The organism is Micromonospora okii (assembly GCF_020884795.1).
Classification (GTDB): Bacteria; Actinomycetota; Actinomycetes; order Mycobacteriales; family Micromonosporaceae; genus Micromonospora; species Micromonospora okii.
Window position 1 is genome coordinate 36,981 of the sequence record NZ_BBZF01000026.1, and the last position, 25,771, is coordinate 62,751.

General features: G+C 74.7%; 20 protein-coding genes and 1 tRNA gene. 9 read left to right on the forward strand and 12 right to left on the reverse strand.

The window, feature by feature from the left end:
• Positions 1 to 168: 168 nt before the first annotated feature.
• Positions 169 to 1,113: a homoserine kinase gene (thrB, locus tag LPU43_RS25060; RefSeq protein WP_229402983.1), complete on the reverse strand. Its 945-nt coding sequence runs from the start codon at positions 1,111 to 1,113 to the stop codon at positions 169 to 171.
• Between the two features lie 111 nt (positions 1,114 to 1,224).
• On the opposite strand from thrB, the gene LPU43_RS25065 reads away from it, so the two are divergent.
• Entirely contained in the window at positions 1,225 to 1,575 is a 351-nt protein-coding gene (locus LPU43_RS25065) for a hypothetical protein (RefSeq protein WP_229402984.1), read from the forward strand.
• Between the two features lie 72 nt (positions 1,576 to 1,647).
• On the opposite strand, the gene LPU43_RS25070 is transcribed toward LPU43_RS25065, so the two are convergent.
• The 6 genes from LPU43_RS25070 to argS form a co-directional block, all read right to left on the reverse strand.
• The gene (locus LPU43_RS25070) at positions 1,648 to 2,898 is read right to left on the reverse strand and encodes an MFS transporter (RefSeq protein WP_229402985.1); all 1,251 of its coding nucleotides are present in this window, start codon (positions 2,896 to 2,898) and stop codon (positions 1,648 to 1,650) included.
• Between the two features lie 116 nt (positions 2,899 to 3,014).
• Positions 3,015 to 6,263, reverse strand: coding sequence for an efflux RND transporter permease subunit (locus tag LPU43_RS25075; protein ID WP_229402986.1), 3,249 nt, complete (start codon positions 6,261 to 6,263; stop codon positions 3,015 to 3,017).
• A 123-nt stretch (positions 6,264 to 6,386) separates the two neighbouring features.
• Positions 6,387 to 7,436, reverse strand: a complete 1,050-nt coding sequence (gene thrC, locus LPU43_RS25080; protein WP_229402987.1) for a threonine synthase — start codon at positions 7,434 to 7,436, stop codon at positions 6,387 to 6,389.
• Between the two features lie 115 nt (positions 7,437 to 7,551).
• Positions 7,552 to 8,865: a homoserine dehydrogenase gene (locus tag LPU43_RS25085; RefSeq protein WP_229403081.1), complete on the reverse strand. Its 1,314-nt coding sequence runs from the start codon at positions 8,863 to 8,865 to the stop codon at positions 7,552 to 7,554.
• Between the two features lie 11 nt (positions 8,866 to 8,876).
• A complete protein-coding gene (lysA, locus tag LPU43_RS25090) occupies positions 8,877 to 10,262 on the reverse strand; it encodes a diaminopimelate decarboxylase (RefSeq protein WP_229402988.1) in 1,386 nt (461 codons plus the stop codon).
• Between the two features lie 43 nt (positions 10,263 to 10,305).
• Positions 10,306 to 11,970 (reverse strand): arginine--tRNA ligase, encoded by a 1,665-nt coding sequence (gene argS / locus LPU43_RS25095; RefSeq protein WP_229402989.1) that lies wholly within the window; start codon positions 11,968 to 11,970, stop codon positions 10,306 to 10,308.
• Positions 11,971 to 12,070: 100 nt separating this feature from the next.
• Here argS and LPU43_RS25100 point away from each other — a divergent pair, with 100 nt between their 5' ends.
• From LPU43_RS25100 to LPU43_RS25130, 7 genes are all read left to right on the forward strand, one after another.
• Entirely contained in the window at positions 12,071 to 12,886 is an 816-nt protein-coding gene (locus LPU43_RS25100; protein ID WP_229402990.1) for a thioredoxin-like domain-containing protein, read from the forward strand.
• Between the two features lie 36 nt (positions 12,887 to 12,922).
• The gene (locus LPU43_RS25105; RefSeq protein WP_229402991.1) at positions 12,923 to 13,591 is read left to right on the forward strand and encodes a DUF305 domain-containing protein; all 669 of its coding nucleotides are present in this window, start codon (positions 12,923 to 12,925) and stop codon (positions 13,589 to 13,591) included.
• Positions 13,592 to 13,908: 317 nt separating this feature from the next.
• The gene (locus LPU43_RS25110; protein WP_229402992.1) at positions 13,909 to 14,601 is read left to right on the forward strand and encodes a winged helix-turn-helix domain-containing protein; all 693 of its coding nucleotides are present in this window, start codon (positions 13,909 to 13,911) and stop codon (positions 14,599 to 14,601) included.
• A gap of 70 nt (positions 14,602 to 14,671) precedes the next feature.
• Positions 14,672 to 14,743, forward strand: a tRNA-Arg gene (locus LPU43_RS25115).
• Between the two features lie 335 nt (positions 14,744 to 15,078).
• Positions 15,079 to 17,127, forward strand: a complete 2,049-nt coding sequence (locus LPU43_RS25120) for a RiPP maturation radical SAM C-methyltransferase (RefSeq protein ID WP_229402993.1) — start codon at positions 15,079 to 15,081, stop codon at positions 17,125 to 17,127.
• Complete coding sequence (locus LPU43_RS25125) at positions 17,118 to 18,287, forward strand: hypothetical protein (RefSeq protein WP_229402994.1); 1,170 nt, start codon at positions 17,118 to 17,120, stop codon at positions 18,285 to 18,287. The genes LPU43_RS25120 and LPU43_RS25125 overlap by 10 nt, the downstream gene beginning before the upstream one ends.
• Positions 18,284 to 20,527 (forward strand): peptidylprolyl isomerase, encoded by a 2,244-nt coding sequence (locus LPU43_RS25130; protein WP_229402995.1) that lies wholly within the window; start codon positions 18,284 to 18,286, stop codon positions 20,525 to 20,527. Before LPU43_RS25125 ends, LPU43_RS25130 begins: the two co-directional genes overlap by 4 nt.
• A gap of 114 nt (positions 20,528 to 20,641) precedes the next feature.
• On the opposite strand, the gene LPU43_RS25135 is transcribed toward LPU43_RS25130, so the two are convergent.
• The 5 genes from LPU43_RS25135 to LPU43_RS25155 form a co-directional block, all read right to left on the reverse strand.
• Positions 20,642 to 21,442, reverse strand: coding sequence for an ABC transporter permease (locus LPU43_RS25135; RefSeq protein ID WP_229402996.1), 801 nt, complete (start codon positions 21,440 to 21,442; stop codon positions 20,642 to 20,644).
• Positions 21,429 to 22,208 (reverse strand): ABC transporter permease, encoded by a 780-nt coding sequence (locus LPU43_RS25140; RefSeq protein ID WP_229402997.1) that lies wholly within the window; start codon positions 22,206 to 22,208, stop codon positions 21,429 to 21,431. The genes LPU43_RS25135 and LPU43_RS25140 overlap by 14 nt, the downstream gene beginning before the upstream one ends.
• Positions 22,205 to 23,182, reverse strand: coding sequence for an ABC transporter ATP-binding protein (locus LPU43_RS25145; RefSeq protein WP_229402998.1), 978 nt, complete (start codon positions 23,180 to 23,182; stop codon positions 22,205 to 22,207). The genes LPU43_RS25140 and LPU43_RS25145 overlap by 4 nt, the downstream gene beginning before the upstream one ends.
• Positions 23,179 to 24,717, reverse strand: a complete 1,539-nt coding sequence (locus LPU43_RS25150) for a putative PEP-binding protein (RefSeq protein WP_229402999.1) — start codon at positions 24,715 to 24,717, stop codon at positions 23,179 to 23,181. Before LPU43_RS25150 ends, LPU43_RS25145 begins: the two co-directional genes overlap by 4 nt.
• A gap of 484 nt (positions 24,718 to 25,201) precedes the next feature.
• The gene (locus LPU43_RS25155) at positions 25,202 to 25,351 is read right to left on the reverse strand and encodes a hypothetical protein (RefSeq protein WP_229403000.1); all 150 of its coding nucleotides are present in this window, start codon (positions 25,349 to 25,351) and stop codon (positions 25,202 to 25,204) included.
• A gap of 158 nt (positions 25,352 to 25,509) precedes the next feature.
• Between LPU43_RS25155 and LPU43_RS25160 the strand changes: the two genes are divergently transcribed.
• Positions 25,510 to 25,771, forward strand: a 262-nt coding sequence (locus LPU43_RS25160; protein ID WP_229403001.1) for a TetR/AcrR family transcriptional regulator, incomplete at its 3' end; no start/stop codon positions are given.

Genomic DNA, 25,771 nt, shown 5'->3' on the forward strand with positions numbered 1-25,771 from the left:
CTCACCAACATCGGTGAGCAGGTCTCGCCGTCTGCGGCGACCTGCGGAAACTGCGGTGCGGCGTGGGCCTTTGGCAGGGGTGACCGGCTGACCGCCGAGAGCTTCGGGGGTGCGCCGACCCGCAGGAGGATCGCATGCTTCGCGGCTGTGCTGAGGACTAGAGCGTAATCAACTCTTCCGACCTGCGGCAACAGGGTCCCGCTCGGCGTGTCCAAGTCTACCCCGGGCAACCCGCGCCCCGTGCACGTCTATACCCAACCGCCAGACGCCCCAACCTGTTCCCCCCGGGAAATCTCCCGGGGGCTCGGTCAGCGCCAGCACGGTCGGGCCCGCGCCGCTGACCACGGCCGCCACGCCGGCCGCCCGCAGCTCATCGACCAGGGCCGACGTCTCCGGCATCCCGGCGGCCCGGTAGCCCTGGTGTAGCCGGTCGACCGTGGCGGGCAGCAGCAGAGCGGGCTCGGCGGTGAGGGCGTGCACCAGCAGCGCGGCCCGCCCGGCGTTGAGCGCGGCGTCGGCGTGCGGGACCGTGGCGGGCAGCGCGGCCCGAGCGGTCGCGGTCAGGCCGCGCTCCTGCGGCACGAAGACGACCGGACTCACCCCGTCGGCGACGGCCAGCGACACCGCCCGCGCGCCGCCCGGCTCCGTCCAGGCGAGCGTGAACCCCCCCAGCAGGCACGGCGCGACGTTGTCGGGATGCCCCTCGATCTCGGCCGCCAGGCGCAGCGCGCCCGCGTCGTCGAGCCGGGCCTCGCCGTCGGTCACCAGCGCCCTGGCGAGCTGCACGCCGGCCACGATCGCGGCCGACGAGGAGCCCAGCCCCCGGGCCTGCGGGATGCGGTTGACGCACTCCACCGCGAGGCCCGGCGGCTGCCCGCCCAGCACGTCGAACGTCGCCCGCATGGCCCGGACGAGGAGGTGCCGGTCGTCGGTGGGCAGCTCGCCCGCGCCCTGCCCGGTCACCGTCACCCGGACGCCGTCGGGCACCACCTCGGCGGCCACGTCGTCGTACAGGCCGAGCGCCAGCCCGAGCGCGTCGAACCCAGGCCCGAGGTTGGCGCTGGTGGCGGGGACCCGGACCTTGACCGGCCCGGCCACGAAAGTCGTCGGCACGCCGCTCATGCTAGGCCGCGGGTCGGGTCGCGCGGGGTCCGCCCGCCCCCTGTGACGCGGCCGCCTCCGCTAGCGTGGCTCGCGACGGGGGCCGGGGGACGAGGAGGCGGCATGGAATTCCTGAACTACGCGGTGCTGCAGGCGGCGATGCAGATGCCCACCCTGCTGGTCCTGGTGACCGGCCTGGTGCTGGCCGCGGTCGCCCGCGACCGACTGCCCCGCCGCTCCCGGACCCTGCTGCTGGCCGGCGCGGTGGTCCTGCTGCTCGGCACCCTGCTCAGCCTGGCCTGGATGATCTCCCTGCCCCAGGTCTACTCCTCCGTGCACGGCTCCGCGCAGTCCATCGGTTACCTCAGCTCGGCGATCGGCCTGGTGCTCACCCTGCTCCACGCGACCGGGCTGGGCCTGGTGATCGCCGCAGCGCTGACCGGCCGCCGCCACTCCGCCACCCCGCCCGCCTGAGCCCACCGGCCGAATCGCGGCGGGGCGGGGCGGGACGGACCGAAGCGGGGCCGAGGCCGGGCCCGGGTGCGGTCAGCGGACCGGGGCCGGGTCCGGGTCGGGTCGGGCCGCCGGGTCGGCCAGCGACAGCCCCCGGGTGGCGATCCGCCAGCCGAGCGCGTAGACCAGGGTGACCAGGCCGCAGCCGGCCAGCACCACCCGCTCGTCGACCACGTCGACCACCGACGCCACCACGAGTTGGCTCACCGACACGGCGAGCGTCGCCAGCATCATGTCGGTGGCGAAGACCCGGCCGCGCAGCCGGTCGGGCACCTCCCCCTGGAGGGCGAAGTTCGATATCACCCAGTTGCTGCCGCCCGCGAAGTGCGCCACGAAGACCAGCGCCAGCACCAGCGGGAACCAGCCGGTCACCGAGATGCCCACGTAGCCCAGCCCGTACAGCGACATCGACAGGGCCAGGCCGGGCAGCAGCCAGGCCCGGTTGGTCAGCACCCGGCGCATCAGGATCGGGCCGACCAGCGCGCCCGCGCCGCGTACCGCGAAGAGCAGGCCGGTGCCCACCGCGCCCACCCCGTACACCCCGGCGAGCAGCGGGAAGACGGTGAGCACCCCGTTGCCGAGGCCGACCGCCGACTTCACCGTGACCAGGCCGAGCACCCGGGGGCGGTGCCCGATGTAGCCGAGCGCCTCCCGGACCGCCGCCCAGGTCCGCTGCGGCGGCGCGGTCGCGTCCCGGGGGGCCTGCAACGGGCGGCGGATCAGCGCGGCCAGGCCCGCCGCCAGGCTCAAAGCGACCACGGCGACCCAGAAGCAGACGTACGGCCCGAAGGCGGCGCTGAGCACGCCGCCGAGCGACGCCCCGACCACCGTCATGGTGCCCCAGGCCGAGCCGGCGACGGCGTTGCCGGCGGCCAGCTCCCCCGGTTCGAGCACGTTGGGCAGGGCGGCCTGGGCGGCCGGCGAGTAGAACGCCTTCGCCACCGCGACCACCGTGATCGCCACCATCGCCAGCCACGCCGTCCCGGGGCCCCGGACGCCGAGCAGCAGCAGCACGCCGAGCAGGGCGGCGACGTTCGCCGCCATCATGATCTTCCTGCGGTCGAGCCGGTCCGCGAGCGCCCCGGTGTACGGCAGCATCAGCGCCACCACGCCGGTGTCCAGGGCGAGCACCAGAGCCCCCCAGACCCCGCTGCCGGTCAGCTCCGGCAGCAGCACCAGCAGCGGCACCATGACGAACCAGTCGGCGCCGAAGACCACCAGTTCGGCCAGGAAGAGGTTGCGGAAGCTGGAGTTGCGGACCAGGACCGTCAGGGCGGGCGACACGTACCGGAACCCTACCCGCCGGCCCGGCGGGTGCGGGTCGGGTGGCCGACGGTACGGAATACGCCAACGCCCCCGCAGGAGGTGTCCCGGCGGGGGCGTTGGCGCGGTCGTGCCGACTACTCCGTCGGCGGCAGCGGCGACTGCCGGCTCTTCGGCAGCCGGAGCACCTCGAACTGGTCGGTGCCGTCCACCAGCGCCGGGGACGGCGCGGGCCGGTCGGTGGCCTCCGCGGCCGGCGCGCCCACCGGGACCAGTGCCTCGTCCGGCGTCGCGTCGCCGTCGGTCGGCTCCGCCGCCGGCGCGCCCCTGCGCCGCTCGCGGCGGGCCCGCAGCGACTCCTTGGTCTGCTCCACCATCGTGTAGAGGGTGGGCACCAGGACCAGGGTGAGCAGGGTCGAGCTGAGCAGGCCACCGATCACCACGATCGCCAGCGGCTTGGAGATGAAGCCGCCCTCCCCGGTCAGCCCGAACGCCATCGGCAGCAACGCGAAGATCGTCGCGACGGCGGTCATCAGGATCGGGCGCAGCCGACGCCGGCCGCCCTCGACCACCGCCTCGTTGACCCCCATGCCCTGTTCCCGGTACTGGTTGATCAGGTCCAGCAGCACGATCGCGTTCGTCACCACGATGCCGACCAGCATCAGCACGCCGATCAGCGCCGGCACGCCCAGCGCGGTGTCGGTGGCCAGCAGCAGGCCGATCGCCCCGGTCGCCGCGAACGGGACCGAGATCAGCAGGATCAGCGCCTGGGTGAGGCTGCGGAACGTCGCCACCATGATCAGGAAGACGATCGCGATGGCGGCCAGCACCGCCAGCCCCAGGTCGGCGAACGCCTCCTTCTGGTCGACGCTCACGCCGCCGATGCTGACCTTCGCGCCCGGCACGTCGATCGCGTCCAGCTTCTTCTGGAGCTGCTTGGTGGTCTCGCCGAGGTTGGCGCCGGTCGCCGTGCCGCTGACCGAGACGCTGCGCTCGCCGTCGATGCGGGTCACCTGCTGCGGCCCCTCGGCCGGGGTGATGTCGGCGATGTCGGCGAGCTTCACCCGGCCGAGCCGCAGCTCCCGCAGCTCCTCCACCGTCGTCGGCGGGGTCGCGCCGGAGCGCAGCACCACGTCCTGCTGGCCGCCGTCGACGGAGACCTGCCCCAGCGGGGTGCCCCGGTAGACCTGGGCCACGAACTGCCCGACGGCCGCCTCGCTGAACCCGGCCTTGGCCGCGGCCAGCCGGTCCACGACGACGTCCACCCGCGGCACCCGCTCGGCGAGGCTGGTCGAGACGTCCTCGACGTCGGCCGTCTCGGCCATCGCCGCCCGCGCCTGCTCGGCGGCCCGGGCCAACGCCTCGGTGTCGGCCGCCTGGACAACGACCTCGAGCTGGCTGGTCGACCCGCCGCCCTGGGCCGCGCCGAAGCTCAGCTCCCCGGCGGCCGGGCCGAGGCCGTCGAACTCGCGGCGCAGCGTCCGCTGCACCTCGGCCGCGTCCGCGTCGCCGTCGAGCGCGACGGAGAAGGTGGCGGCTTCGTTGCCCCCGCCGCCGCCGAAGAGCTGGCCGCCGCCGGCGCTGACCTGGTACGTCTCGACGCCCTCGGTGCGCTCCAGCACCGCCTCGACCTGGCGGGCCGCCGCGTCGGTGGCGACGAGGCCGCTGCCCGCCGGGAGCTGCTGGTTGATGGTCAGGGTGTCCTGGCCGGAGTCGTCCAGGAAGTTGGTCTTCAGCGCGCTGGACAGCCCGAACGTGCCCAGCAGCACCAGCAGGCCCACCCCCAGGGTGATCCAGCGGGTCCGCCGGGTGCGGGTGGCGAACCCGATCGCCGGCAGGTACGCCCGCTGCAACGGGCTGCGCAGCTCCTTCTCCTCGGCCGCCCGGCGGGCGGCGTCGTCCGCCCCGCCCCGGCTCGGCCGCAGGAACCAGTACGCCAGCACCGGGATCACCGTCAGCGACACCAGCAGCGAGGCGAGCAGGGCCACCGTCACCGTGATCGCGAACGGCGCGAAGAGCTGCCCGACGAAGCCGCCGACCAGCGCGATCGGGGCGAAGACGGCGACCGTGGTCAGCGTGGAGGCGGTCACCGCGCCGGCCACCTCCCGCACGGCGGTGAGGATCGCCTGGCGCTTCGGCTCGCCGTACTCCAGGTGGCGTTTGATGTTCTCCAGCACCACGATCGAGTCGTCCACCACCCGGCCCACCGCGATGGTCAGCGCGCCGAGGGTGAGCAGGTTGAGCGAGTAGTCGCTGATCCAGAGCACGATGAGCGCCACGAGCACCGACAGCGGGATGGAGACCGCGGTGACGATGGTGGAGCGCACCGACAGCAGGAAGACCAGGATGACCACGACCGCCATGACCAGGCCCAGCAGGCCCTCGGTGGTGAGGCTCTCGATGGACTTCTCCACGAACGGCGCCTGGTCGAACACGACGGTCAGCTCCGCGCCGGAGGCCGCCCGCAGGTCGTCGAGCCGGTCCCGGATCTCGTGGGAGATCTGCACGGCGTTGCCGTCCGGGGCCGCGGTGACCGCGATGCCGAGGCTGTCCCGGCCGTTCGTGCGGCTGAACGAGGTGGGCGGGGCGAGTTGCTGCTCCACGCGCGCCACGTCGCCGAGACGGACGGGGGCCGCCTTCGGCGCGGTCGGGGTCAGCACGATGCCCTTGAGGTCCTCGACGGAGGCGATCGGCGTGCCCACCTGGACGGTGAGCGCCCGCGAGCCGTCGCTGACCGCGCCGGCCGGCACGGCGACGCCGTTGGTCTTCAGCGCGCCGCCGATCGCGGTCGGCGCGAGCTTGGCCTTGGCCAGCTTCGCCGGGTCCGGGGTGACCGTGACGACCTGCTCGCGGGTGCCGGTCACCTCGACCGTGCGGATGCCGTCGATGCCCTCCAGCTCCGGCACGACGGTGTCGCGCAGCCGGGCGGCCAGGGCGCGCTCGTCGCCGCCGCCGGACGCGGCGAGCACCACGGCGGGGAGGTCGTCGGTGCTGCCGGTGAGGACCTGCGGGTCGACGCTCTCGGGGAGCTGGGCGTCGATCCGGCTCAGCGCGGTCTGCATCTTGTTGACCACGCCGTCCAGGTCCGTGCCGAAGGCGAACTGCACCTGGACGGTGGCGAAGCCCTCACGGGAGGTGGAGGTGACCTTCTCCAGCCCCTGGATGCCCTGGAGGCTCTCCTCGATCGGCTCGGTGACCTGCGACTCGACGATCTCGGGCGCGGCGCCGGGATAGGCCGCCATGATGAACGCGCCCGGGAACTCCAGCGACGGCAGGAGTTGCTGCTTCAACGACGGCACGGCGAACAGACCGAACATCGTCGTGACCACGGCGATGAGGGCGACCAGCCCCCGGTTGGCGAGGCTGAATCTGGCGAGCAGCGACATCGGCGTGGCTCACTCCTGAAGAAGGAAGGCGGGACAGCTCGAAACACTCAGAGTGTGCCGCACCGGATCTTCCCACCGGCACGCGGGCGTCACCCCAGGTCACCGGGGCCCCACCGGGGGCGGTCAGGCCAGGTCGAGGGCGCGGGCGGCGGCGAGCGGGTCGTTGCCGATGGTGACCGGCGAGGGGGCGGTGGAAATGGCCCACTCCGGGTCCTTGAGGCCGTGGCCGGTCACCGTGCAGACGACCGTGGAGCCGGCCGGGACGTTGCCGGCGGCGGCCTGCTGGAGCAGCCCGGCGACGCTGGCCGCGCTGCCCAGCTCGACGAAGACGCCCACCTCGCGGGCGAGCAGCCGGTACGCGGACAGGATCTCCCGGTCGCCGACGGCGTCGATCAGCCCGCCCGAGGCGTCCCGGGCGTCGAGGGCCTTCGTCCAGCTCGCCGGGTTGCCGATGCGGATGGCCGTGGCGATGGTGGACGGCTCGTGCACCACCTGGCCGGTGACGATGGGCGCGGCCCCGGCGGCCTGGAAGCCGTACATCTTCGGGGTCTTCGTGGCGTTGCCGGCGCGCAGGTCCTCCGAGTACCCCATCCAGTAGGCGGAGATGTTGCCCGCGTTGCCGACCGGCAGGCAGTGGATGTCGGGGGCGTCGCCGAGCGCCTCGACGATCTCGAAGGCGGCGGTCTTCTGCCCGTGCAGCCGGTCGGGGTTGACCGAGTTGACCAGCGCGACCGGGTAGTCCTGGGCGAGCTTGGCCGCCAGCGCGAGGCAGTCGTCGAAGTTGCCGCTGACCTGGAGCAGCCGCGCGCCGTGCACCAGCGCCTGGGCCAGCTTGCCCAGGGCGATCTTGCCCTGCGGCACCAGCACCGCGCAGGTGATCCCGGCGCGGGCCGCGTACGCCGCGGCGGAGGCGCTGGTGTTGCCGGTCGAGGCGCAGATGATCGCCTTGTCGCCGTGCTCGACGGCCTTGGAGACCGCGACCGTCATGCCCCGGTCCTTGAACGAGCCGGTCGGGTTGGCCCCCTCCACCTTCAGGTACACGTCGCAGCCGAGCCGGGCGGAGAGCACCGGCGCGGGCAGCAGCGGGGTGTTCCCCTCGTGGAGGGTGACGACGGGGGTGGCGTCGGTGACCGGCAGCCGGTCCCGGTACGTCTCGATCAGGCCCCGCCACATGTCGCTCTCCTCAGCCTCTACCGCCCCGCAGGCCCGGGGCACCTCCAGGGTGACCCAGCCCGCGGGAAGGGCCTGCGCCGCGCCCCACCGTAACCACCAGGCGGGACGCGAACGCTCACAGCCCGCCCTCGACCCGCAGCACGCTCGCCACCGACCGGACGATGTCCAGCCCGCGCAGCGCCTCGACGGTGGCGGCGAGCGCGGCGTCGGGCGCGACGTGGGTGACGACGACCAGCTCGGCGTCGTCGTCGGAGCCGGCCCGGCCGTCGGCCGCCGAGCCCTGCCGGACCGTGGCGATGGAGACGCCGTGCCGGGCGAACACCCCGGCCACCGACTCCAGCACGCCCGGCCGGTCGGCCACGTCGAGGCTGATGTGGTAGCGGGTGGGCGCCTCCCCCATCGGCCGCACCGCCAGGTCCGCGTACGCCGACTCGCTCGGCGCGCGCACCCCGGCGAGCCGGTTGCGGGCCACCGCCACCACGTCGCCGAGCACGGCGCTGGCGGTCGGCGCGCCGCCCGCGCCCCGACCGTAGAACATGAGCTGCCCGGCCGCCTCGGCCTCGACGAAGACCGCGTTGAACGCGTCGCCGACGCCGGCCAGCGGGTGGGTCAGCGGGATCATCGCGGGGTGCACCCGGACGCTGACGGTCTCGGCCCCGGCCGCGTCGCGGCCCCGGGCGGCGATGCAGAGCAGCTTGATGGTGCAGCCCATCGCCTTGGCGCTGGCCATGTCGGCGGCGGTGACCTCGGTGATGCCCTCGCGGTACACGTCGGCGGCGGTGACCCGGGTGTGGAACGCCAGCGAGGCGAGGATGGCCGCCTTGGCCGCCGCGTCGAAGCCCTCCACGTCGGCCGTCGGGTCGGCCTCCGCGTACCCCAGCTCGGTGGCCTCCTCCAGCGCCTCGGCGAAGCCGGCCCCGGTGGCGTCCATCGCGGAGAGGATGAAGTTGGTGGTGCCGTTGACGATGCCGGTGACCCGGTTGACCCGGTCGCCGTGCAGGGACTCGCGCAGCGGGCGCAGCAGCGGGATGGCCCCGGCCACGGCCGCCTCGTAGTAGAGGTCGGCCCTGCCCTCGGCGGCGGCGTCGTGCAGCGCCGCGCCGTCCTCGGCGAGCAGCGCCTTGTTGGCGGTGACCACGCTCTTGCCCGCGCGCAGCGCCTCGACCAGCCAGCCCCGGGCCGGCTCGATCCCGCCGACCACCTCGACGACCACGTCGACGTCGTCGCGCTTGACCAGGCCGAGCGCGTCGGTGGTGAACAGCGCCTCGTCGACCGGCAGGTCGCCCCGGTCCCGGCCAAGCCGGCGCACGGCGATCCCGACGATCTCCAGGGGGGCGCCGATGCGGGCCGCGAGGTCGGCGGACTGCTCGTGCAGCAGCCGCACCACCTCGCCGCCCACGGTTCCGCAGCCGAGCAGCGCCAAGCGCACAGGTGAGGTGGTCATCCGACATCCAATGCGAGCAGGTCCTCTTCCGTTTCCCGCCGGACGATCAGCCTGGCCCGGCCGTCCTCCACGGCGACCACCGGGGGGCGGGGCACGTGGTTGTAGTTGCTGGCCATGCTCCGGCAGTAGGCACCCGTGCCGGGCACCGCGACAAGATCTCCGGGCTGCACGTCCGCGGGCAGGAATTCATCCTTCACCACGATGTCCCCGGACTCACAATGCTTTCCCACCACGCGGGCGAGCACCGGCCCCTCGGCCGAGGCCCGGGAGGCCAGCGTCGCCGAGTACGACGCGTCGTAGAGGGCGGTGCGGACGTTGTCGCTCATCCCCCCGTCGACGCTGACGTACGTGCGGATGCCGTCGACGTCCTTGACGGTGCCGACCTCGTAGAGGGTGAAGACGGCGGGGCCGATGATCGCCCGGCCCGGCTCGACGGAGAGGTGCGGCACGGCCAGCCGCTCGCTGGCGCACTCGGCCTCGACGATCTTGCGGAGGCGCCCGGCCAGCTCCCTCGGGGTGGCCGGGTCGTCCTGGCTGGTGTACGCGATGCCGAAGCCGCCGCCCAGGTCCAGCTCGGGCAGCTCCACACCCCGGGCGTCGCGGATGCGCGCCTGGAGGCCGAGCACCCGCCGGGCGGACAGCTCGAAGCCGCCCGCGTCGAAGATCTGCGAACCGATGTGCGAGTGCAGGCCGCGCAGGTCCAGCACGCCCTCGTCGATGATCTTGAGCGTGGCCTCGGCGGCGGCCCCGCCGGCCAGCGAGAAGCCGAACTTCTGGTCCTCGTGGGCGGTGGCGATGAACTCGTGGGTGTGCGCCTCCACGCCCACGGTGACCCGCACCAGCACCCCGGGGCGCACCCCCCGCTCGCGGGCCAGCGCGGTGAGCCGGTCGATCTCGGCGAACGAGTCGACGATGATCCGGCCGACGCCCGCGTCCAACGCCCGGGTCAGCTCGGCCACGGACTTGTTGTTGCCGTGGAAGCCGATCCGCTCCGGGGGCATCCCGGCCGACAGGGCGGTGGCCAGCTCGCCCCCGGTGCAGACGTCGAGGAACAGGCCCTCCTCGGCGATCGTCCGCACCACGGCCCGGCAGAGGAACGCCTTGCCGGCGTAGTAGACGTCGGCGTCGGCGAAGGCGGCCCGGAAGTCCCGGCAGCGCGAACGCAGGTCGGCGACGTCCAGGACGTACGCGGGGGTGCCGAACTCGGCCGCGATCTCGCGGACGCCGAGCCCGCCGACGGCCAGCGCGCCGTCGGCGGCCCGGGTCACGCCGCGCGGCCAGAGCCCCGGCAGCAGGGCGTTGACGTCGGCCGGGGCGCGCAGCCAGGCCGGCCCCCGACTGCCGATGTCGCCGTGCAGGGCACCCGCCTCGTGGGCACGCATCACCGCTCTCCGTTCCGCGACAGGGACGCTCGCGCCCGCATGACTACATCCTCTCCGGGGCGGAGACGCCGAGCAGGCGCAGGCCGTTGGCGATCACCGTGCGGGTGGCGTCGTTGAGCCAGAGCCGGGCCCGGTGCAGGTCGGTGACCTCCTCGTCGCCGCGCGGCAGGACCCGGCAGTTGTCGTAGAAGCGGTGGTACGCCCCGGCCAGCTCCTCCAGGTACCGGGCCACCCGGTGCGGCTCGCGCAGCTCGGCGGCGGTGGCGACCACGGCCGGGAACTCGGCGAGCGCCTTGAGCAGCTCGTTCTCCTTGTCGTGGTCGAGCAGCTCGGGGCGGAACGCGTCCGCCTCACCCCGGGTCAGCCCCACCTCGGCGGCGTTGCGGCCCACGCTGGCCGTGCGGGCGGCCACGTACTGCACGTAGTAGACCGGGTTGTCCCGGGTCGCCCGGGTCCACAGCTCCACGTCGATGTCGATGGGCGAGTCGCTGGAGTAGCGCGCCAGGGCGTACCGGGCCGCGTCCACGCCGATCGCGTCGACCAGGTCCTCCAGGGTGACCACCGTGCCGGCCCGCTTGCTCATCCGCACCGGCGCCCCGTCGCGGAGCAGATTGACCATCTGGCCGATCAGGATCTCCAGGTTGACGGCCGGGTCGTCGCCGAAGCAGGCCGCCATCGCCCGCATCCGGCCGATGTAACCGTGGTGGTCGGCCCCCAACATGATCACCACGCGGTCGAAGCCGCGCTCGCGCTTGTCGAGGTAGTACGCGCAGTCGGCGGCGAAGTACGTCCACTCGCCGTTGGACTTGCGCAGCACCCGGTCCTTGTCGTCGCCGAAGTCCGTGGTGCGCAGCCAGGTGGCCCCGTCGGCCTCGAAGAGGTGGCCCTGCTCGCGCAGCCGGGTCAGGGCATGGTCCAGCTCGCCCCGGTCGTGCAGGTCCTTCTCGTTGAAGTAGGTGTCGAACTCCACCCCGAAGTCGCGCAACGACGACTTGATCTCGTCGAACATGAGCTGCACGCCCTCGACCCGGAAGACCTCCTCGGCGGCGGCGTCGTCCAGCGTCGCCACGTCGGGCCGGCGGGTGCGCACCTCGGCGGCGATCTCCGCGATGTACGCGCCGCCGTAGCCGTCCTCCGGCGCGGGCTCGCCCTTGGCGGCGGCGAGCAGGGACCGGGCGAACCGGTCGATCTGCGAGCCGGCGTCGTTGAAGTAGTACTCCGTGCCGACGTCGGCGCCGGTGGCCCGCAGCAGCCGGCTCAGGGCGTCGCCGACGGCCGCCCAGCGGACCCCGCCGATGTGCACCGGGCCGGTCGGGTTCGCCGAGACGAACTCCAGGTTGATCCGCTGGCCGGCGAGGGAGTCGCCCCCGCCGTACGCCGGGCCGGCCTCGACGATCGACCGCGCGAGCTGGCCGGCGGCGGCGGCGTCGAGCCGGATGTTGAGGAAGCCGGGCCCGGCGATCTCCACCGACTTGACCCCCGGGGCCCGGCCGAGCTGCTCGGCCAGGGCGGCGGCCAGCTCCCGCGGAGGCACGCCCACCTTCTTGCTGAGCTGGAGGGCGAGCGTCGAGGCGTAGTCGCCGTGGTCCGGGTTGCGCGGTCGCTCCACCGCGGTCCGCTCCGGGAGCGCGGAGCTGTCCAGGCCGCGGTCGGCCAGGACGGTGTGGGCTGCGGAGAGGACGACCTCGGCGAGTTCTGCGGGAGTCACTGATCCATGTTATCGGGGGTAGACTCGGCTACCCGGCGGCGACCCTGCGCGTGACCCCCGACCCGCCACCCGTCCTGACCGACCGACCTGACGAGGCACGATGAGCATCAGCACCCCGGGCGGCCCGGAGCGCCGTCCGACCGTGGTCAGCACCGGCAAGAAGCCGGCAGCGGGCCGGCCGGCGTCCGGCGCCAAGGCCGGGGCCGACAAGTCCACGGGCGCAACCCCCCGCCCCTCGGCAGGCGGCAAGGGCAAGGGCCCGCGCAAGCCGATCGCGCCCGTGAAGGTCAGCCAGGGTCGCTCCTGGGGGCCGATCGCCCTCTTCGTCGCGGTCGGCGTGCTCGCCGTCGCGATCATCGGCTACGGCGCGTGGGCCGCGTTCCAGGGCTCGAAGCCGTGGGAGGACCGGGCGAGCGGCATCGACGGCGTGGTCAACTTCCGCAAGAAGGACCCGGAGCTGGTCAAGGGCAGCAACCACAAGCAGGGCTCGATCACGTACGCGCAGGCCCCGCCGGTGGCCGGCCCGCACAACGCGACCTGGCAGAACTGCATGGGCGACGTCTACGACGCCCCGATCGCCAACGAGCACGCGGTGCACAGCCTGGAGCACGGCGCCGTCTGGATCACCTACCGCCCCGACCTGGCCGCCGACCAGGTGACCAAGCTCCGGGACAGGGTCCAGGGCCAGGAGAAGATGATGCTCAGCCCGTACGAGGGCCAGGACAAGCCGATCTCCCTCCAGGCCTGGGGCTTCCAGCTCAAGGTCGACAACGCCGACGACAGCCGGATCGACGAGTTCATCAAGACCCTGCGGGTGAACGCCTCGATCGAGGGCCCCACGGCCAACTGCGGCCCGCCCGGCATCACCGCCACCGGCACCACGCCGCGCGACGGCACCCCGATGCCCACCCAGTAACACCCTGCACCGCCGAGGAAGAGAACGAGGACCCCGATGACCGCACCCACGACGACGGGCCCCGACCTGGGCGAGGTCACCGTCACCGACGAGGGCCGCCCGTCGGCCGCGCGCCGCTTCGGCCCGCTCGCGGTCGTCGCCGCCGTCGTGGTCGGCCTCCTCCTCGGGTACGCGGGCGGCCTGCTCACGCCGAAGCTCACCCGCCCGGGTGACACCTCGGCGGAGGCGGGCTTCGTCCGGGACATGACCACCCACCACACCCAGGCCGTGGAGATGGGGCTGCTCGCTTTCAAGGGGGGCAGCGACCCCGAGGTGGTCAGCATGGGCGGCGACATCGCCGCCGGCCAGCAGGGCGAGATCGGCGTCATGCAGACCTGGCTGCGCTCCTGGGGGCTCGACCCGACCGGGTCTCAGCCCCGGATGGCGTGGATGCCCGACGGGGAGAGCATGATCCGTGACGGGCTGATGCCGGGCATGGCCACCCCGGAGGAGATGGCGAAGCTGCGCACCGCCCAGGGCCGGGAGAAGGACCTCCTCTTCCTGGACCTGATGATCGACCACCACAACGGCGGCATCCACATGATCGACGGCATCCTCGACGTCAGCGACGAGGCGGAGGTCGTCCGGGTGGCCCAGACCATGAAGAACGTCCAGCAGAAGGACCTCGAGAACCTGGTGGCCGCGCGCGACCGACTCAAGGGCTGAGGCCGCTCCCCGCACCGACGACGAAGGCCCGCGTCCCGCCAACACGGCGGACCACGCGGGCCTTCGTCGTTCCGGGCCGCGCCGTCCGCCGCGGGCGCCGCGCGGGCGGGGCGCCGCGCGGGCGGGTGCCGCCATGTCGGCGACATGGCGGGATCCCCAGCGGCTGGACCACCCCATGTCGCCGACATCGCGGGCCGGGGCTGGGCGCTGGCGCGGGGCCGACGGCGAAGCGTGTCCGTTTAGCCTGTTTGGCGCGGTCGGCCACTTTTCTACCCACATATCGTGACCAGGCGTGATTCGCGCTCGTTGCGCAAGACGTGGGGGTTGCACTCAGAGACGCGCGGCGCTCGGTCACCAGTTGGTGCCGACGCCACACCATCGGCGGTGACGGAACGGTGGCAGCCATCCGTCGCGGACAGCGGCAGGGCGAGCCGGGAACGCTCAGCCGCGAACAGGAGTTGGAACTGATCGACGTCCTGCGGGGCGTCCACCCGGACGAGTTCGGCCTGGACGAGGAGCTGTGGACGCGGCAGAGCCTGACCACGCTCGTCCAGCGCCGGTTCGACCCGACGATGGACGTCGGGGCCGTCGGGACGTACCTGCGGGCCTGGGGCCTGGGGCCGCGCGAGCCGCGCGAGCGCGCCTGCGGCCTCTGCGTCAGCGCGGTCGAGCGCTGGGTACGCCTGGAGTACCCGGCGATCACCCGCTCCGCCCAGGAGCACCTCGCCGAGGTCTACTGGATCGGCCGGGTGCGCCTGCGCGGCACGATGCCGGCGGCCGACGTGATCTCGGCCGTCTCCTCGCGGGGGCGGGTCCGCTTCATGGTCACCACGCCCTCGGTCGACCCGCCGCTGCCCCGCGACTTCGTGCTGCGGCTCAGCGGGGCCGAGGAGCGCACCGTGCACCTCATCGTGGACGGCTCCTGGCCGCGCAACGAGTGGCCGCGCCGGCTGCCCCGACGGATCGTGCTGCACCCGCTGCCGAGCTGCGGCCGGGCGGTCGCGGCCTGACGGCCGGGCGATCGGCGGGTGCCGATTCGGCGATCGGTGGGGGCGTTTGCTAGTCTTCTGAGGTCGCTGAGCCCCCGTAGCTCAGGGGATAGAGCACCGCCCTCCGGAGGCGGGGGCGCAGGTTCGAATCCTGCCGGGGGCACACCACGATGCGAAAAGGCCGTAGACCAGGACACTGGTTTACGGCCTTCGTCGTTTCCCGACCCCGACGGTCAGCCGTACACGGTGGCGAACCGCCCCGGTCGCTGGCGGATGCCCTCGCCGAGGTAGCGGAAGTACAGCCGCACCTCGCCGCCACGGGCCCGCCGCACCATCGCCAGGACGCGCGGCAAAGCGGAGTAGATCTTGGTAGATTTCGGCCCCCGGAGGGGCCGTTTGCCACCAAGAATCACTCCGCAGGGCGCCGCCCCGGAGCAGGCCCTCCGGCGACGGGGTAGGCCGCAGCGACATTCGTCGATAGGATCGCCTTTCGCGTTCATGCCTGATCTTCGGGGGCTGGTGTGCATGGCGATCGAACTTCCGCTGCTCACGGCGGCTCCCGGCGCGCCCGAGGTCGAGCCGCCGCCCGCCCGCCCCCTGCGGGTGGCGATGGTCAACATGCCGTGGGCGCGCCTCGATGCGCCGTCCATCCAGTGCGGGCTGTTGCAGTCCGTGGTGCGCGCTGCCGGGCACCGCTGCGACGCGCACTATCTCAACCTCGACTTCGCCGCCCTGATCGGCGCGCGTACCTACGACGGCCTGGCGGGCATCCCGAGCGAGCGGCTACACCTGATCGGCGAGTGGCTGTTCACGTACGCGGCCTTCGGCGACGTGCTGCCCGAGTCCGCGTACTACGTTGACTTTCCCGAGGTCGAGCGGCTGTGGGGAAAGCTGACCGGCGGCGGCCTGGACGAGCTGACCGAGCTGCGCCGCCGCACCATCCCCGACTGGCTGCGCGGGTGCGTGCGGGGAATCGACTGGTCCGGCTACGACGTCGTCGGCTTCACCTCCACGTTCCTCCAGAACACCGCGTCGCTGGCGCTCGGCCGGCGGCTGCGCGAGGCGCACCCCGACCTGGTGCAGGTGTACGGCGGGGCGAACTTCGACGGCGACATGGGTGCCGAGTACGCCCGCGCGCTGCCCTGGCTCGACTACGTGGTGACCGGGGAGGGCGACGTGGCGTTCCCCCGCCTGCTGGCGCAGCTCGCCGCCGCCGAGTGCCCGGCCGAGGCCAGGTGCCGGGTGCCGGGCGTGCTCACCGGGCGAGGCGGCCCCGCCGGGCAGGCCAACGACACGCAGGGCGGCGCCCCGAAGGCTGGCGACGCGCAGGGCGGCGACACGCAGGGCAGGGCCCCGCAGGCCGGCACCGCGCAGGCCACCGACGCGCCCCGCACGCAGGAGATGGACCGGCTGCCGGTCCCCGACTACGCCGACTACTTCGGGGCGCTGGAGCGCCACGGGTGGGCGACGATCCTCGGCGACGAGCCGCCCAAGCTGCCCGTCGAGTTCGCCCGGGGCTGCTGGTGGGGGCAGAAGCACCACTGCACCTTCTGCGGGCTGAACGCGCTCGGGATGGCGTACCGGTCGAAGAGCCCGGACCGGGCGGTGGCCGAGCTGTCGGCCTTGCTCGCCGCCTACCCCAGCGTGCACGTCGAGGCCGTCGACAACATCCTCGACATGTCGTACCTGTCGTCGTTCTGCGCGGACCTGGCCGACCGGCGCTGGGACATCCACGTCTTCTTCGAGGTCAAGGCCAACCTGACCCGGGAGCAACTGGCGGTGCTGCGCCGCGCCGGCGTCCTCACCATCCAGCCCGGCATCGAGAGCCTCAGCACCAACGTGCTGCGGCTGATGCGCAAGGGGTCCACGAAGCTGCTCAACATCCGGCTGCTGAAGTGGGCCCGCTACCACGGCATCCGGGTGGCGTGGAACCTGCTGACCGGCTTCCCGGGCGAGACCGACGCCGACTACCGCGAGCAGGTGGAGCTGCTGCCCCTGCTGCACCACCTGCACCCGCCGGACGGGTGCAGCCGGCTGTGGCTGGAGCGCTTCAGCCCGTACTTCACCGACCCGGGGTTCCCCATCTCGGACGTGCGGCCCCGGCCCAGCTACCGGCACATCTACCCCGCCTCGCTCGACCACTCCCGCATCGCCTACTTCTTCGACTACACGGCGGAGGGGACGGGGAGCGAGGAGTCCTTCGCCGCCCTGTCCGAGGCCGCCCGGCGGTGGCGGCGGCGCTGGGCGGCGCGCCCACCCTCCCTGGTCTACCAGCGGCTGCCGGGGCGACTGGTGCTGGTAGACACCCGGGGCGAGCAGCCGCGCCGGGCGGTGCTGACCGGCTGGCAGGCCGAGGCGTACGAGCTGTGCGGCGACCAGCCGCACTCGGCCGAGCGGGTGCGGGCGGCGCTGGAGCCGGCCGGGCACCGGGTGCGCGCCGAGGCGGTGACGGCCCTGCTGGAGCGCTGCTGCCGCTCGGGGGTGATGGTCTCCGAGGACGGGCACTACCTGTCGCTGGCGATTCCGGAGAACCCCGGATGGTGGTGAGCGCCCCGGAGCGGCTCGCGCTCGCCCGGGAGGTGGCCGCGCGGCTGGCGACCGGTCCGGGTGTGACCAGCGCCTTCGTCGCCGGCAGCCTCGCCGTGGGGCTGGGCAACCACACGTCCGACGTGGACGTCCACCTCGCCGGCCCGAGCCTCGAACCCGGCCGGGAGCAGGTCTTCGCCGGCCCGGTCCGCGTCGACGTGCACCGGATCCCCACGGCGGCCCTCGCCGAGACCGTGCGGCGGGTGGTGGCCGCGACGCTGCGCAGCGACGACGGCGCGGACGTGGTCGCCGACCGCGACGTCACCACGGCGGTACGCCTGCACGGCGGGGAGATCGTCGTCGACGGCGGGGCGGCCGGGCTGCGCCGGACCCTGCGGGAGCACGACCTGACGCTGCGCCGCCTGGTGATCACCCGCTGGCTCAACCTCGCCCACTACGGCCAGGAGGACCTGGCCGGGCTGATCGACGAGCCCCGCGACGCCGACAGCGCCACGATGGTGGCGCGGCTGCTGCTGCGTACCGCCGGGAAGGCCCTCGCCGCCGCCTGCGGCGACCTCTTCCCCGGCGAGAAGTGGGTGTGGCGGCAGCTCGACCGCTCCGCGCCGGCCGGCTTCCCGCACGACCGCTTCCGCCGCCTGCTGCGCGCCGACCCGCTGGCAGACGGCCCGCCGGCCGACACCCCGCTGACCGACGACCCGCTGGCTGACGGCCCGCTGGCAGACGACCCGCTGGCAGACGACCCGCTGGCAGACGACCCGCTGGCCGATACCCCCGACGCGGTGCGCCTGGCGGACCTGCGCCGGTTCGCCCAGACCTGCCTCGCCGCGACGGCCGCCCTCGGCTGGCACGGCGTGGCGATGGCGCGCTGGCCGCGCTGGCTGGCCGGGGACGGGCCGCTGCGCCGGGCGGCGGAGCTCTCCGTGCGGGCGTACGCCGACGGGGTGGTGCTCACCCGGCCCGACAGCCGCCGGGTCCGGCTGAGCCACGCCGCCGCGCTGGTCTGGGCGCTCTGCGACGGCGTGGACGCGGCGACGCTGCGCCGGGACGTGGCGGGCCTGGGCGCGGCGCATGCCCCCGCCGGGGAGCTGACCCCGGCCCGGGTGACGGAGCTGGTCGACCGGCTGCTCGCGGCCGGGCTGGTCACCGGGGGGCCGGCGTGAAGGTGACGTACGCCCGCAGCGACACCCTCGACCTCTACCTGGCCCTGCACCGGGAGCTTGTCGGGCGGTGCTCGTGGGAGGTCTGCCTGCTCCCCCGGCCGGTCGAGCCTGCCGTCGACGCCTTCCGCGACGGGCTGCGGGGCTGGCGGGAGAACGGCGTGCCGATCCCGCCGGCCGCCCTCGCCGCCCCGGGCCCCCCGGCGGAAGCCGCTGCGGCGACCGCGAACGGGCTCGCCACCGACGAGGCCACCCCGAGCAGGACGGCCGCCGACGCAGCGACCCGGACGGTGCTCGCCGCGATGGAGGCGGCCCGGCCCCGGCTCGCCCCCGCCATCGCGGCCTACGAGACCAGCCGCGCCGCCGCCGAGGCCGACCTCGACGATCGCCTCTGCCTGCCCCGGGTGGCCGACGCGCTGGCGGCGGCCATGGGCGTGCCGGGAACGTCGGTGGAGCTGCCCCTCTACCTGGTGCCGTTCGCGCCGTACCCGCCGTCGGTGGGGCTGCTCCTCGACGGCTCCCGGGTGGCCGGGGCCTACCTCGACTTCCGGCGGTACGTCGGTTCCACGCTGGCCGACGCGGTGCTGACCCAGCTCGGCTGGGTGCTGCTGCGCACCGAGCACGCCCCCGGCCACCTGCTGACCCGGCTGGGGGCGCTGCTGCCGGGCGGCGGGCCGTACCAGCGGCGGCTGCGGCTGCTGTTGACCAAGACGCTGGTGGAGCTGACCGCCGGGCACCTCGTGCGGAGCACGGACCCGACGCACCGCCCCTGCGTGGAGGTGCTCGGCACGGCGTGGCGCTTCCCCCGCCTCTACGACCTCGCCCGCCGGCACTGGCTGTCGTACCTGCACGGCCACCTGGACCGGGAGCGGGCGCTGGCCGCCATCGCCGGGGAGGCCGCCGCCCACGCCCCCCGCTGGTACGTGGAGAACGTCGACGGCGCGGCCCTGGCCGCCGACTTCTACCTGGTCGAGTGGCTGGCGGCGCAGGGCGACGCGGAGGCCGCCGAGCGCCTCGCCCGGTGGGCCCCGCAGCTCAGCGCCGACTTCGCCGGCCAGCTCGACCTGATCATCGGTACGGAGCTGGGCCACTACGAGTGCGCCCGCCTCGACACGTTCCCGCCGGACCTGGCGGCGTTCCTGCGCCGGGTCAACCTCGGCGACAGCCGGGTGGGCTGGTGGCGGGCCCGCCGGGAGCTGGGCGAGATCCCCGCGCTGGACCTCGCGGTGGACGCCTTCGCCGGGCCGGGCGTCGAGTACGGCGGCGAGGCGTGGGCCCCCATCGCGGCCATGCTGCGCCGGTACGCGGCCGGTGAGCTGCCCGACCGCGTCTTCGTCGACCAGTGCTTCACCCTGCAACACAACAACGGCTGCCTCTTCGACAAGTACTTCGAGGCCGAGCACCTGATGCCGGTGCTGGAGGCGCAGGCCGCCGGGGACCTGGCGACGCTGGCCCGGCACGCCTCGGCCGAGGTGCGCCGCCGCTGGCAGCGGCACCGGCACCGGCTGGAGCGCGGCTACTGCGCGCAGTGGCTGGGCCCCGACCGGGCGGCCGAACCCCCGGCGCCGCAGCGGCCCCGGACCACCCGGCTCGCCCTCGGCGCGCCGCCGCCCGGCACCCTGGGCTGCGGGTCCGCCGAGGAGGCCGAGGAGCTGGCCGCCTCCCCCGCCGACGCGACCGCGCCGATCCGCGCCCGCACCTGGCAGTTCCGCCGCCCGTGGCCGGCGGTGCCCCGCCGGTACGCGGCGGTGGCCGCCACGTTGCACACCGACCTGGGCGACGTGCGGCTGCGGCTGTGGCCGGCGGTGGTGCCGCACACCGTCGACAACTTCGTGGCGCTGGCGACCGGCGCGCGGCCGTGGCGGGACCCGGCCACCGGCGAGCCGCGCGACGACCCGTTCTACGACGGCGTGGAGTTCCACCGGCGGGTGCCGGGCTTCCTGGTGGAGGCCGGCGACCGCTCCGGCACCGGGCTGGGCGGCCCGGGGTACCGCATCCCCGACGAGTTCCAGGCCGACGCGGTCTTCGACCGGCCGTTCCTGGTGGCGATGGCGAACAACGGGCGGGACAGCGCGGGCTCCCGCTTCTTCGTCACCCTGGCCGCCGCCCGGCACCTCGACGGCGCGTTCGTGCAGTTCGGCGAGGTGGACGACGGGGCCTCCCGACGAGTGGTGTCGGCGCTCGCCGAGGCGTCCGGGCCGGTGCGGCTGCGCCGGGTGACGGTGGACGCGGACCCCGCCTGAGCGCCGCCCGTCCGGCGGGGTGCCGCCCGCCCGTCGGTGCCGCCGCCCGTCGGGTGCCGCAGCTTGCGGGGTGCCGCAGCACGGCGGTGCCGCCGCCCGTCGGGTGCCGCAGGCTCAGACGAAGTCGTCGTGACCGTGCCGGCGGGCCCGGCGGATCTGCACGGCGACGACGAGGGCGGCCACGCCCAGCCAGCCGACCCCCACCGCCGCCTCGGCCGCCACCCGCGCCGCCCACGGCTCGCCGCCGAGGAAGGCGTGCACCGCCGCCAGCCCGTGCCGGCCGGGCAGGACCGCCCCGACGACGTCGATCACCGGCACCCGCCCCGGCGGCAGGAACGCGCCGCTGCACAGCATCACCGCGTACCCCGTCAGGTTGCTGGCCAGGGTCTCGACCCGCCGGCCCACGGAGAAGGCGGAGGCGGCCAGGCCGGCGGCGGTCGCGGTGAAGGAGATCAGCAGGTAGACGCCCGACATCGGGACCAGCCGCAGCGCCAGCTCGCCCAGCCCGGCAAGGGGGGCCACGACGGCGGCGACGACGACGGCCACGGCGAAGCCGGCCAGCGGGTACGGCAGCGCGCGCGCCACGAACAGGGCCGTGGGGTGCAGCCGCCCGCTGCGCAGCCGCCAGAACGTGCCGGACTCCTTGTCGGCCACCGGCACCTGCGAGACGTAGAGGATGTTGGTCATCGCGAGGGCGAGCATCAGGCCGCCGACGTAGGCGTACTCCTGGTGGCGGGCGCCCGCCACGACGCCGCCGAGCAGCGTGAAGAACAGCGCCTGGAGCAGCATCCGGGGCAGGATGCTGCCGCCCAGCACGCTCGGCGGATTCGTGGCGATGAACTCGCGCCACCCGAAGCGGACGGCCTCGCCCAGCCGCCACAGCAGCGGGCTCGCCGAGAGGCTAGACGAGCTCAAGGGTCCCCCTCCGGCGGCCGGCGTCGACGGCGGCGCGCAGGCAGCCGACCGCCGCCACCAGGTACGCCATGGTCAGCGCGACCGCCACCGCGAGCGGCGTCGCCCGCACCGCGCCGGAGCTGAGGCCGACGACGAACTCGTGCACCCAGTGGAGGCTGAGCAGCGCCGGCACCCAGCGCAGCCACTCGGGCAGCGCGTCGGGCGGGATCAGTAACCCGCCCAGGATGAACACCGGGTAGATCAGGGCGCTGGACCAGGCCAGCCCGTGCCGGGTGACCAGGAACAGGCAGGACAGCAGCATGCCGAGCGCGGTGCCGGAGGCCAGGACGACGAGCAGCGCGGCGAGCAGCCACAGCGGGTGCGGCACGGCGACCCGCAGCCGCAGCAGCACGATCACGGCGGCCGAGCTGGCGAGGATGCACGCCACGCTGTAGAGCGTCGCGCCGAGGCTGCGGCCGAACAGCACCAGGCTGGGCGAGAACTGGCTGGTCACGCTGCGCGCCAGCGTGCCGTACGAGCGTTCGCGGCGCAGCACCCCGCCGGCCGTCCACACGGTGGCGCTCCACATCGCGGTCAGCACCACGGCGGAGACGACGACGCTGGTCCGGTCGGGGGTGAGGCTGCGGGTGCCGGCGACCACGGCCAGCAGCGCCACCGGCTGCACGACCGAGACCACGACGACGGTGGGCCGGGTGCGCATCCCCCGCTGCTCGGCGCGCAGCGCCGTCCACACCACCCAGGCGGCGGTGAGCAGGCGATCGGTCACGGCGCCCTCGTTCCCGTGGGCTCGTCGGCCGACAGGCGGCCCATGACGGTGGCGTAGACGTCCTCCAGCCGCACCGGCGCGACGTCGACCGCCAGCACCTCCAGGCCGGCGAGCGCGGCGGAGAGCCGCTCGAACGTGCCGCCGCCCCACTCCGGCACGCGCAGCCGCACCGTCCAGACGCCGCCCTGCTCCTCGACGTCCTCCGCCGTCGCGCCCAGCGCGTCGAACCGCTGCGGCGTCGGCCCGCGCCCCCGCACGGTCACCGTGGCGGCGAACCCGGCCGAGCGGGCGAACTCGCCGGCCGTGGTGTCCATCGTGACCGTGCCCCGGGACAGGATCAGCACCCGATCGGCCAGCCGCTCGATGTCCAGCAGGTAGTGGCTGGTCAGCAGGATCGACACGCCGGTGCTGCGCAGCCGCGCGACCGTGCCGCGCAGCCGCTCCGCCTCGACCGGGTCGAGCCCCACGGTGGGCTCGTCGAGCAGCAGCAGGCGCGGCTCCGCGACGAGGCCCAGCGCGATGTGCAGCCGCTGGCGCATCCCCTTCGAGTACGTCTCCACGGGCCGGCGGGCGGCCTCGGCGAGCCCCACGTCGGCGAGGGCGTCGTCCACCTTGGCGCGGATCGCGCGCCGCCCGACGCCGGCGAGCATCGCGAAGTAGCGCAGGTTCTCCCGGCCGGAGAGCGCGCCGTAGAAGCCCCGGTCCCCGCCGAACACCACCCCGGTCAGCCGGCGCACGGCCCGCAGCTCCCGCCGGACGTCGTGGCCGAAGACCCGGGCGGTGCCCGTGCTCGGCTCCAGCAGCGTCGCCAGGATCTTGGTCAGCGTGGTCTTGCCCGCGCCGTTGCTGCCCAGGATGCCCAGGATCTGACCCTCGGCGACCTGGAAGGTGACGTCGCGCAGCGCCACCACCTGGTCGCGGCCACGGCCGAACACCCGGCCCACCCCGGTCACCTCGACCGCTGGCCCGCTCATCGCGCCTCCGTCGCTCGCTCCGCGGCGACCGTCACCCGAGCGACGGTCAGCCGTGCCACGGGCAGGCGCGCCGGGGAACAGGAGACGTAGTCGGCCCCGAGCCGGACCAGCAGCCGCACGGCCGCCGGGTCGAGCGCGTGCTCCCCGCAGATACCAACGCCGATGCCCGGCCTCACCCTACGTGCTGCGACGACCGCGCGCCGGACCGCGACGCCGACGCCGTCGTCGTCCCACCGGGCGGCGGGCGACGCCTCGATCAGGCCGAGCTCCCGGTACCGGGGGACCAGCTCGCGCTCGGCGTCGTCGCGGGACAGCCCCCAGACCAGCGCGGTGAGGTCGTTGCTGCCGATGGAGAGGAAGTCCGCCACGCGGGCCAGCTCGCCCGCGAGGAGCGCGGCGCGCGGCGTCTCGACCATCGCCCCCACCGGCATCGGCTCCGCCCCGGCCGCGCCGAACCGCTCGTACGCCTCGGCCAGCCGCTCGCGCACCAGCTCCAGCTCGGCCGGCACGGTCACCATCGGCACCAGCAGCTCCGGTCGCGGGTCGCCCCCGTCGCGCCGGGCGAGCGCGGTCGCCTCGACCAGCGCGGCCAGTTGCGCCTCCAGCAGGCGCGGGTCGAGCACGCCCAGCCGGATGCCCCGTACGCCGAGCATCGGGTCGGTCTCGCGCAGCCGCCGGGCGGCGGCGAGCGCCACCGGGTCCGGTCCGGCCCCGCCGCCGGCCCGCGCCACGGCCTCGGCGACCTCCAGCCGGGTCAGGTCGGGGAGGAACTCGTGCCGGGGCGGGTCGAGCAGCCGGACCGTCACGGGTAGCCCATCCATGACCCGCAGCATGGCCACGAAGTCGTCCCGCAGCGTCTCCCGCAGCCGGTCGAGCGCCTCGGAGGTGGCCGCGCTGGCGGCCCCGGTCAGGATCGTCGCCAGCAGCGGCTGCCGCTCGCCGAGCAGCATGTGCTCGACGCGGCAGAGGCCGACGCCGGTGGCCCCGGCGGCCCGTCCGGCCTCGGCGTCGGCGGGCGTGTCGGCGTTGACCCGCACGGCGAGGCCGGCGCGCCGGTCGGCGGCGGCGAGGACGCGCGCCACGGCCCGCGTCGCCGGCGCGTCGGGTTCGCCCGCGCCGGCGGCACCGCCGGCGCTCGACCGGGAGCCTTCGGCCTGCCGACCGCCCCGGTGCACCGCCCCGGCGGTGCCGTCCACGGTGATCCGGTCGCCGGGCCGCACCGGCTCCCCGTCGTCGGGGCGCAGGCAGGGCGCGTCGAGGTCGACCCGGGCGTCGCGCAGCGCGGTCACGCAGACCCGGCCGAGGCCCCGGGTGACCACGGCCGCGTGGGAGGTGCTGCCGCCCTGCTCGGTGACCACGGCGACGGCGGCGAGCAGGCCGGGCAGGTCCTGCGGCATGGTCACGGGGAGGATCAGCACCGGCTCGGCCCCGCCGTCCCGGGCGGCCACCGCCGCGTCGGCGCTGAACACGGCCACCCCCTCGGCCACGCCGGGCGCGACGCCCTGCCCGTGGCAGAGCACCGGCAGGCCGCTCACGCGGCCGGCGGGGGCCAGGGCGAGGGCGAGGTCGTCGGCGTCGACCAGGTCGAGCGCGTCGGTGTCGGTGAGGGTGCCGTCGTCGAGGCCGCGCGCGACGTGGGCGAGCAGCGCGGCGCCGCGCGGCGCGGCGGGGGTGACGGCGAGGACCGTGAGCCGGTGGTGGCGGACGACGAACTCGATCCGTACCGGGTGGCCGGCCTCGCGCTCGGCGGCCCGGGCCAGCGCGGCCAGCTCCGCGCCCCACGGCTGGTCTGCCGCCGCCTCGGCGAGGTCCCGGCCGCCGCGCAGGAGCAGCTCGGCGCCGGTGCCCCCGGCCCGGAAGCGGCCCGCGAGGCCGGGCCGGCCGGTGTCCGGGTCGCACGAGTAGGCCAGGCCACTGCCGGAGTCGGTACGCAGCCCGCGTCCCCCGTCCTGAACGTGGAGAATCCGGCGGGCGGCACCCGCCGGACTCCCCGTGCTGGTGAGGCTCGACCGGAAGCGGTCAGCCCCGGACGCCGTCGACGTGGACGCCGAACAGGTACGTCCGGTCCTCCACCTTGATGGCCTCCTCGTTGGTGATCGGGGCGAAGTCGAGCTCCGCCAGGTCCTCCTGCGTGTCCTTCGGAAGCGCGTTCTCGCGCGTGCTCGCCATATCGAAGACTGTACATGCATCGAAGGTGTCGGACGACCCTCCGCCGCACCCCGCCCCGGCGGCGACGCGGCCCGCGTGTGGCAAGCACCACTCTCTGACCGATCGGTCAGGCTCTGACCGATCGGTCAGTCATGCTGGGTAAGGGAGGTGATGCGGCAGTGGCACGCGCGGTACCGGAGACCCCCGCGGAGATCCTCGCGGCGGCGGGGCGGCGCTTCGCCGTCACCGGGTACAAGGGCACCTCGTTGCAGGACATCGCCCGCGAGGTCGGCGTCTCCAAGGCGACGGTGCTCTACCACTTCGCCAGCAAGGAAGCCCTGCTCAGCGCGCTGATGGCCCCGGCGCTCGCCGCGCTGCACGAGCTGGACGAGCGGATCTGCGGGCCTGCGGGCGCCGACGCCCAGCGCATCGCCGGCGAGG

What these genes read in the sequence shown, in the direction of transcription:
- lysA (WP_229402988.1), bottom strand. Translation starts at nt 10,262, where the DNA reads ATGCGTGCCCACGAGGCGGGTGCCCTGCACGGCGACATCGGCAGTCGG.
- LPU43_RS25105 (WP_229402991.1), top strand. Translation starts at nt 12,923, where the DNA reads ATGACCGCACCCACGACGACGGGCCCCGACCTGGGCGAGGTCACCGTC.
- LPU43_RS25120 (WP_229402993.1), top strand. Translation starts at nt 15,079, where the DNA reads ATGCCTGATCTTCGGGGGCTGGTGTGCATGGCGATCGAACTTCCGCTG.
- LPU43_RS25100 (WP_229402990.1), top strand. Translation starts at nt 12,071, where the DNA reads ATGAGCATCAGCACCCCGGGCGGCCCGGAGCGCCGTCCGACCGTGGTC.
- LPU43_RS25065 (WP_229402984.1), top strand. Translation starts at nt 1,225, where the DNA reads ATGGAATTCCTGAACTACGCGGTGCTGCAGGCGGCGATGCAGATGCCC.
- LPU43_RS25145 (WP_229402998.1), bottom strand. Translation starts at nt 23,182, where the DNA reads ATGAGCGGGCCAGCGGTCGAGGTGACCGGGGTGGGCCGGGTGTTCGGC.
- thrC (WP_229402987.1), bottom strand. Translation starts at nt 7,436, where the DNA reads ATGTGGCGGGGCCTGATCGAGACGTACCGGGACCGGCTGCCGGTCACC.
- LPU43_RS25125 (WP_229402994.1), top strand. Translation starts at nt 17,118, where the DNA reads ATGGTGGTGAGCGCCCCGGAGCGGCTCGCGCTCGCCCGGGAGGTGGCC.
- LPU43_RS25155 (WP_229403000.1), bottom strand. Translation starts at nt 25,351, where the DNA reads ATGGCGAGCACGCGCGAGAACGCGCTTCCGAAGGACACGCAGGAGGAC.
- LPU43_RS25075 (WP_229402986.1), bottom strand. Translation starts at nt 6,263, where the DNA reads ATGTCGCTGCTCGCCAGATTCAGCCTCGCCAACCGGGGGCTGGTCGCC.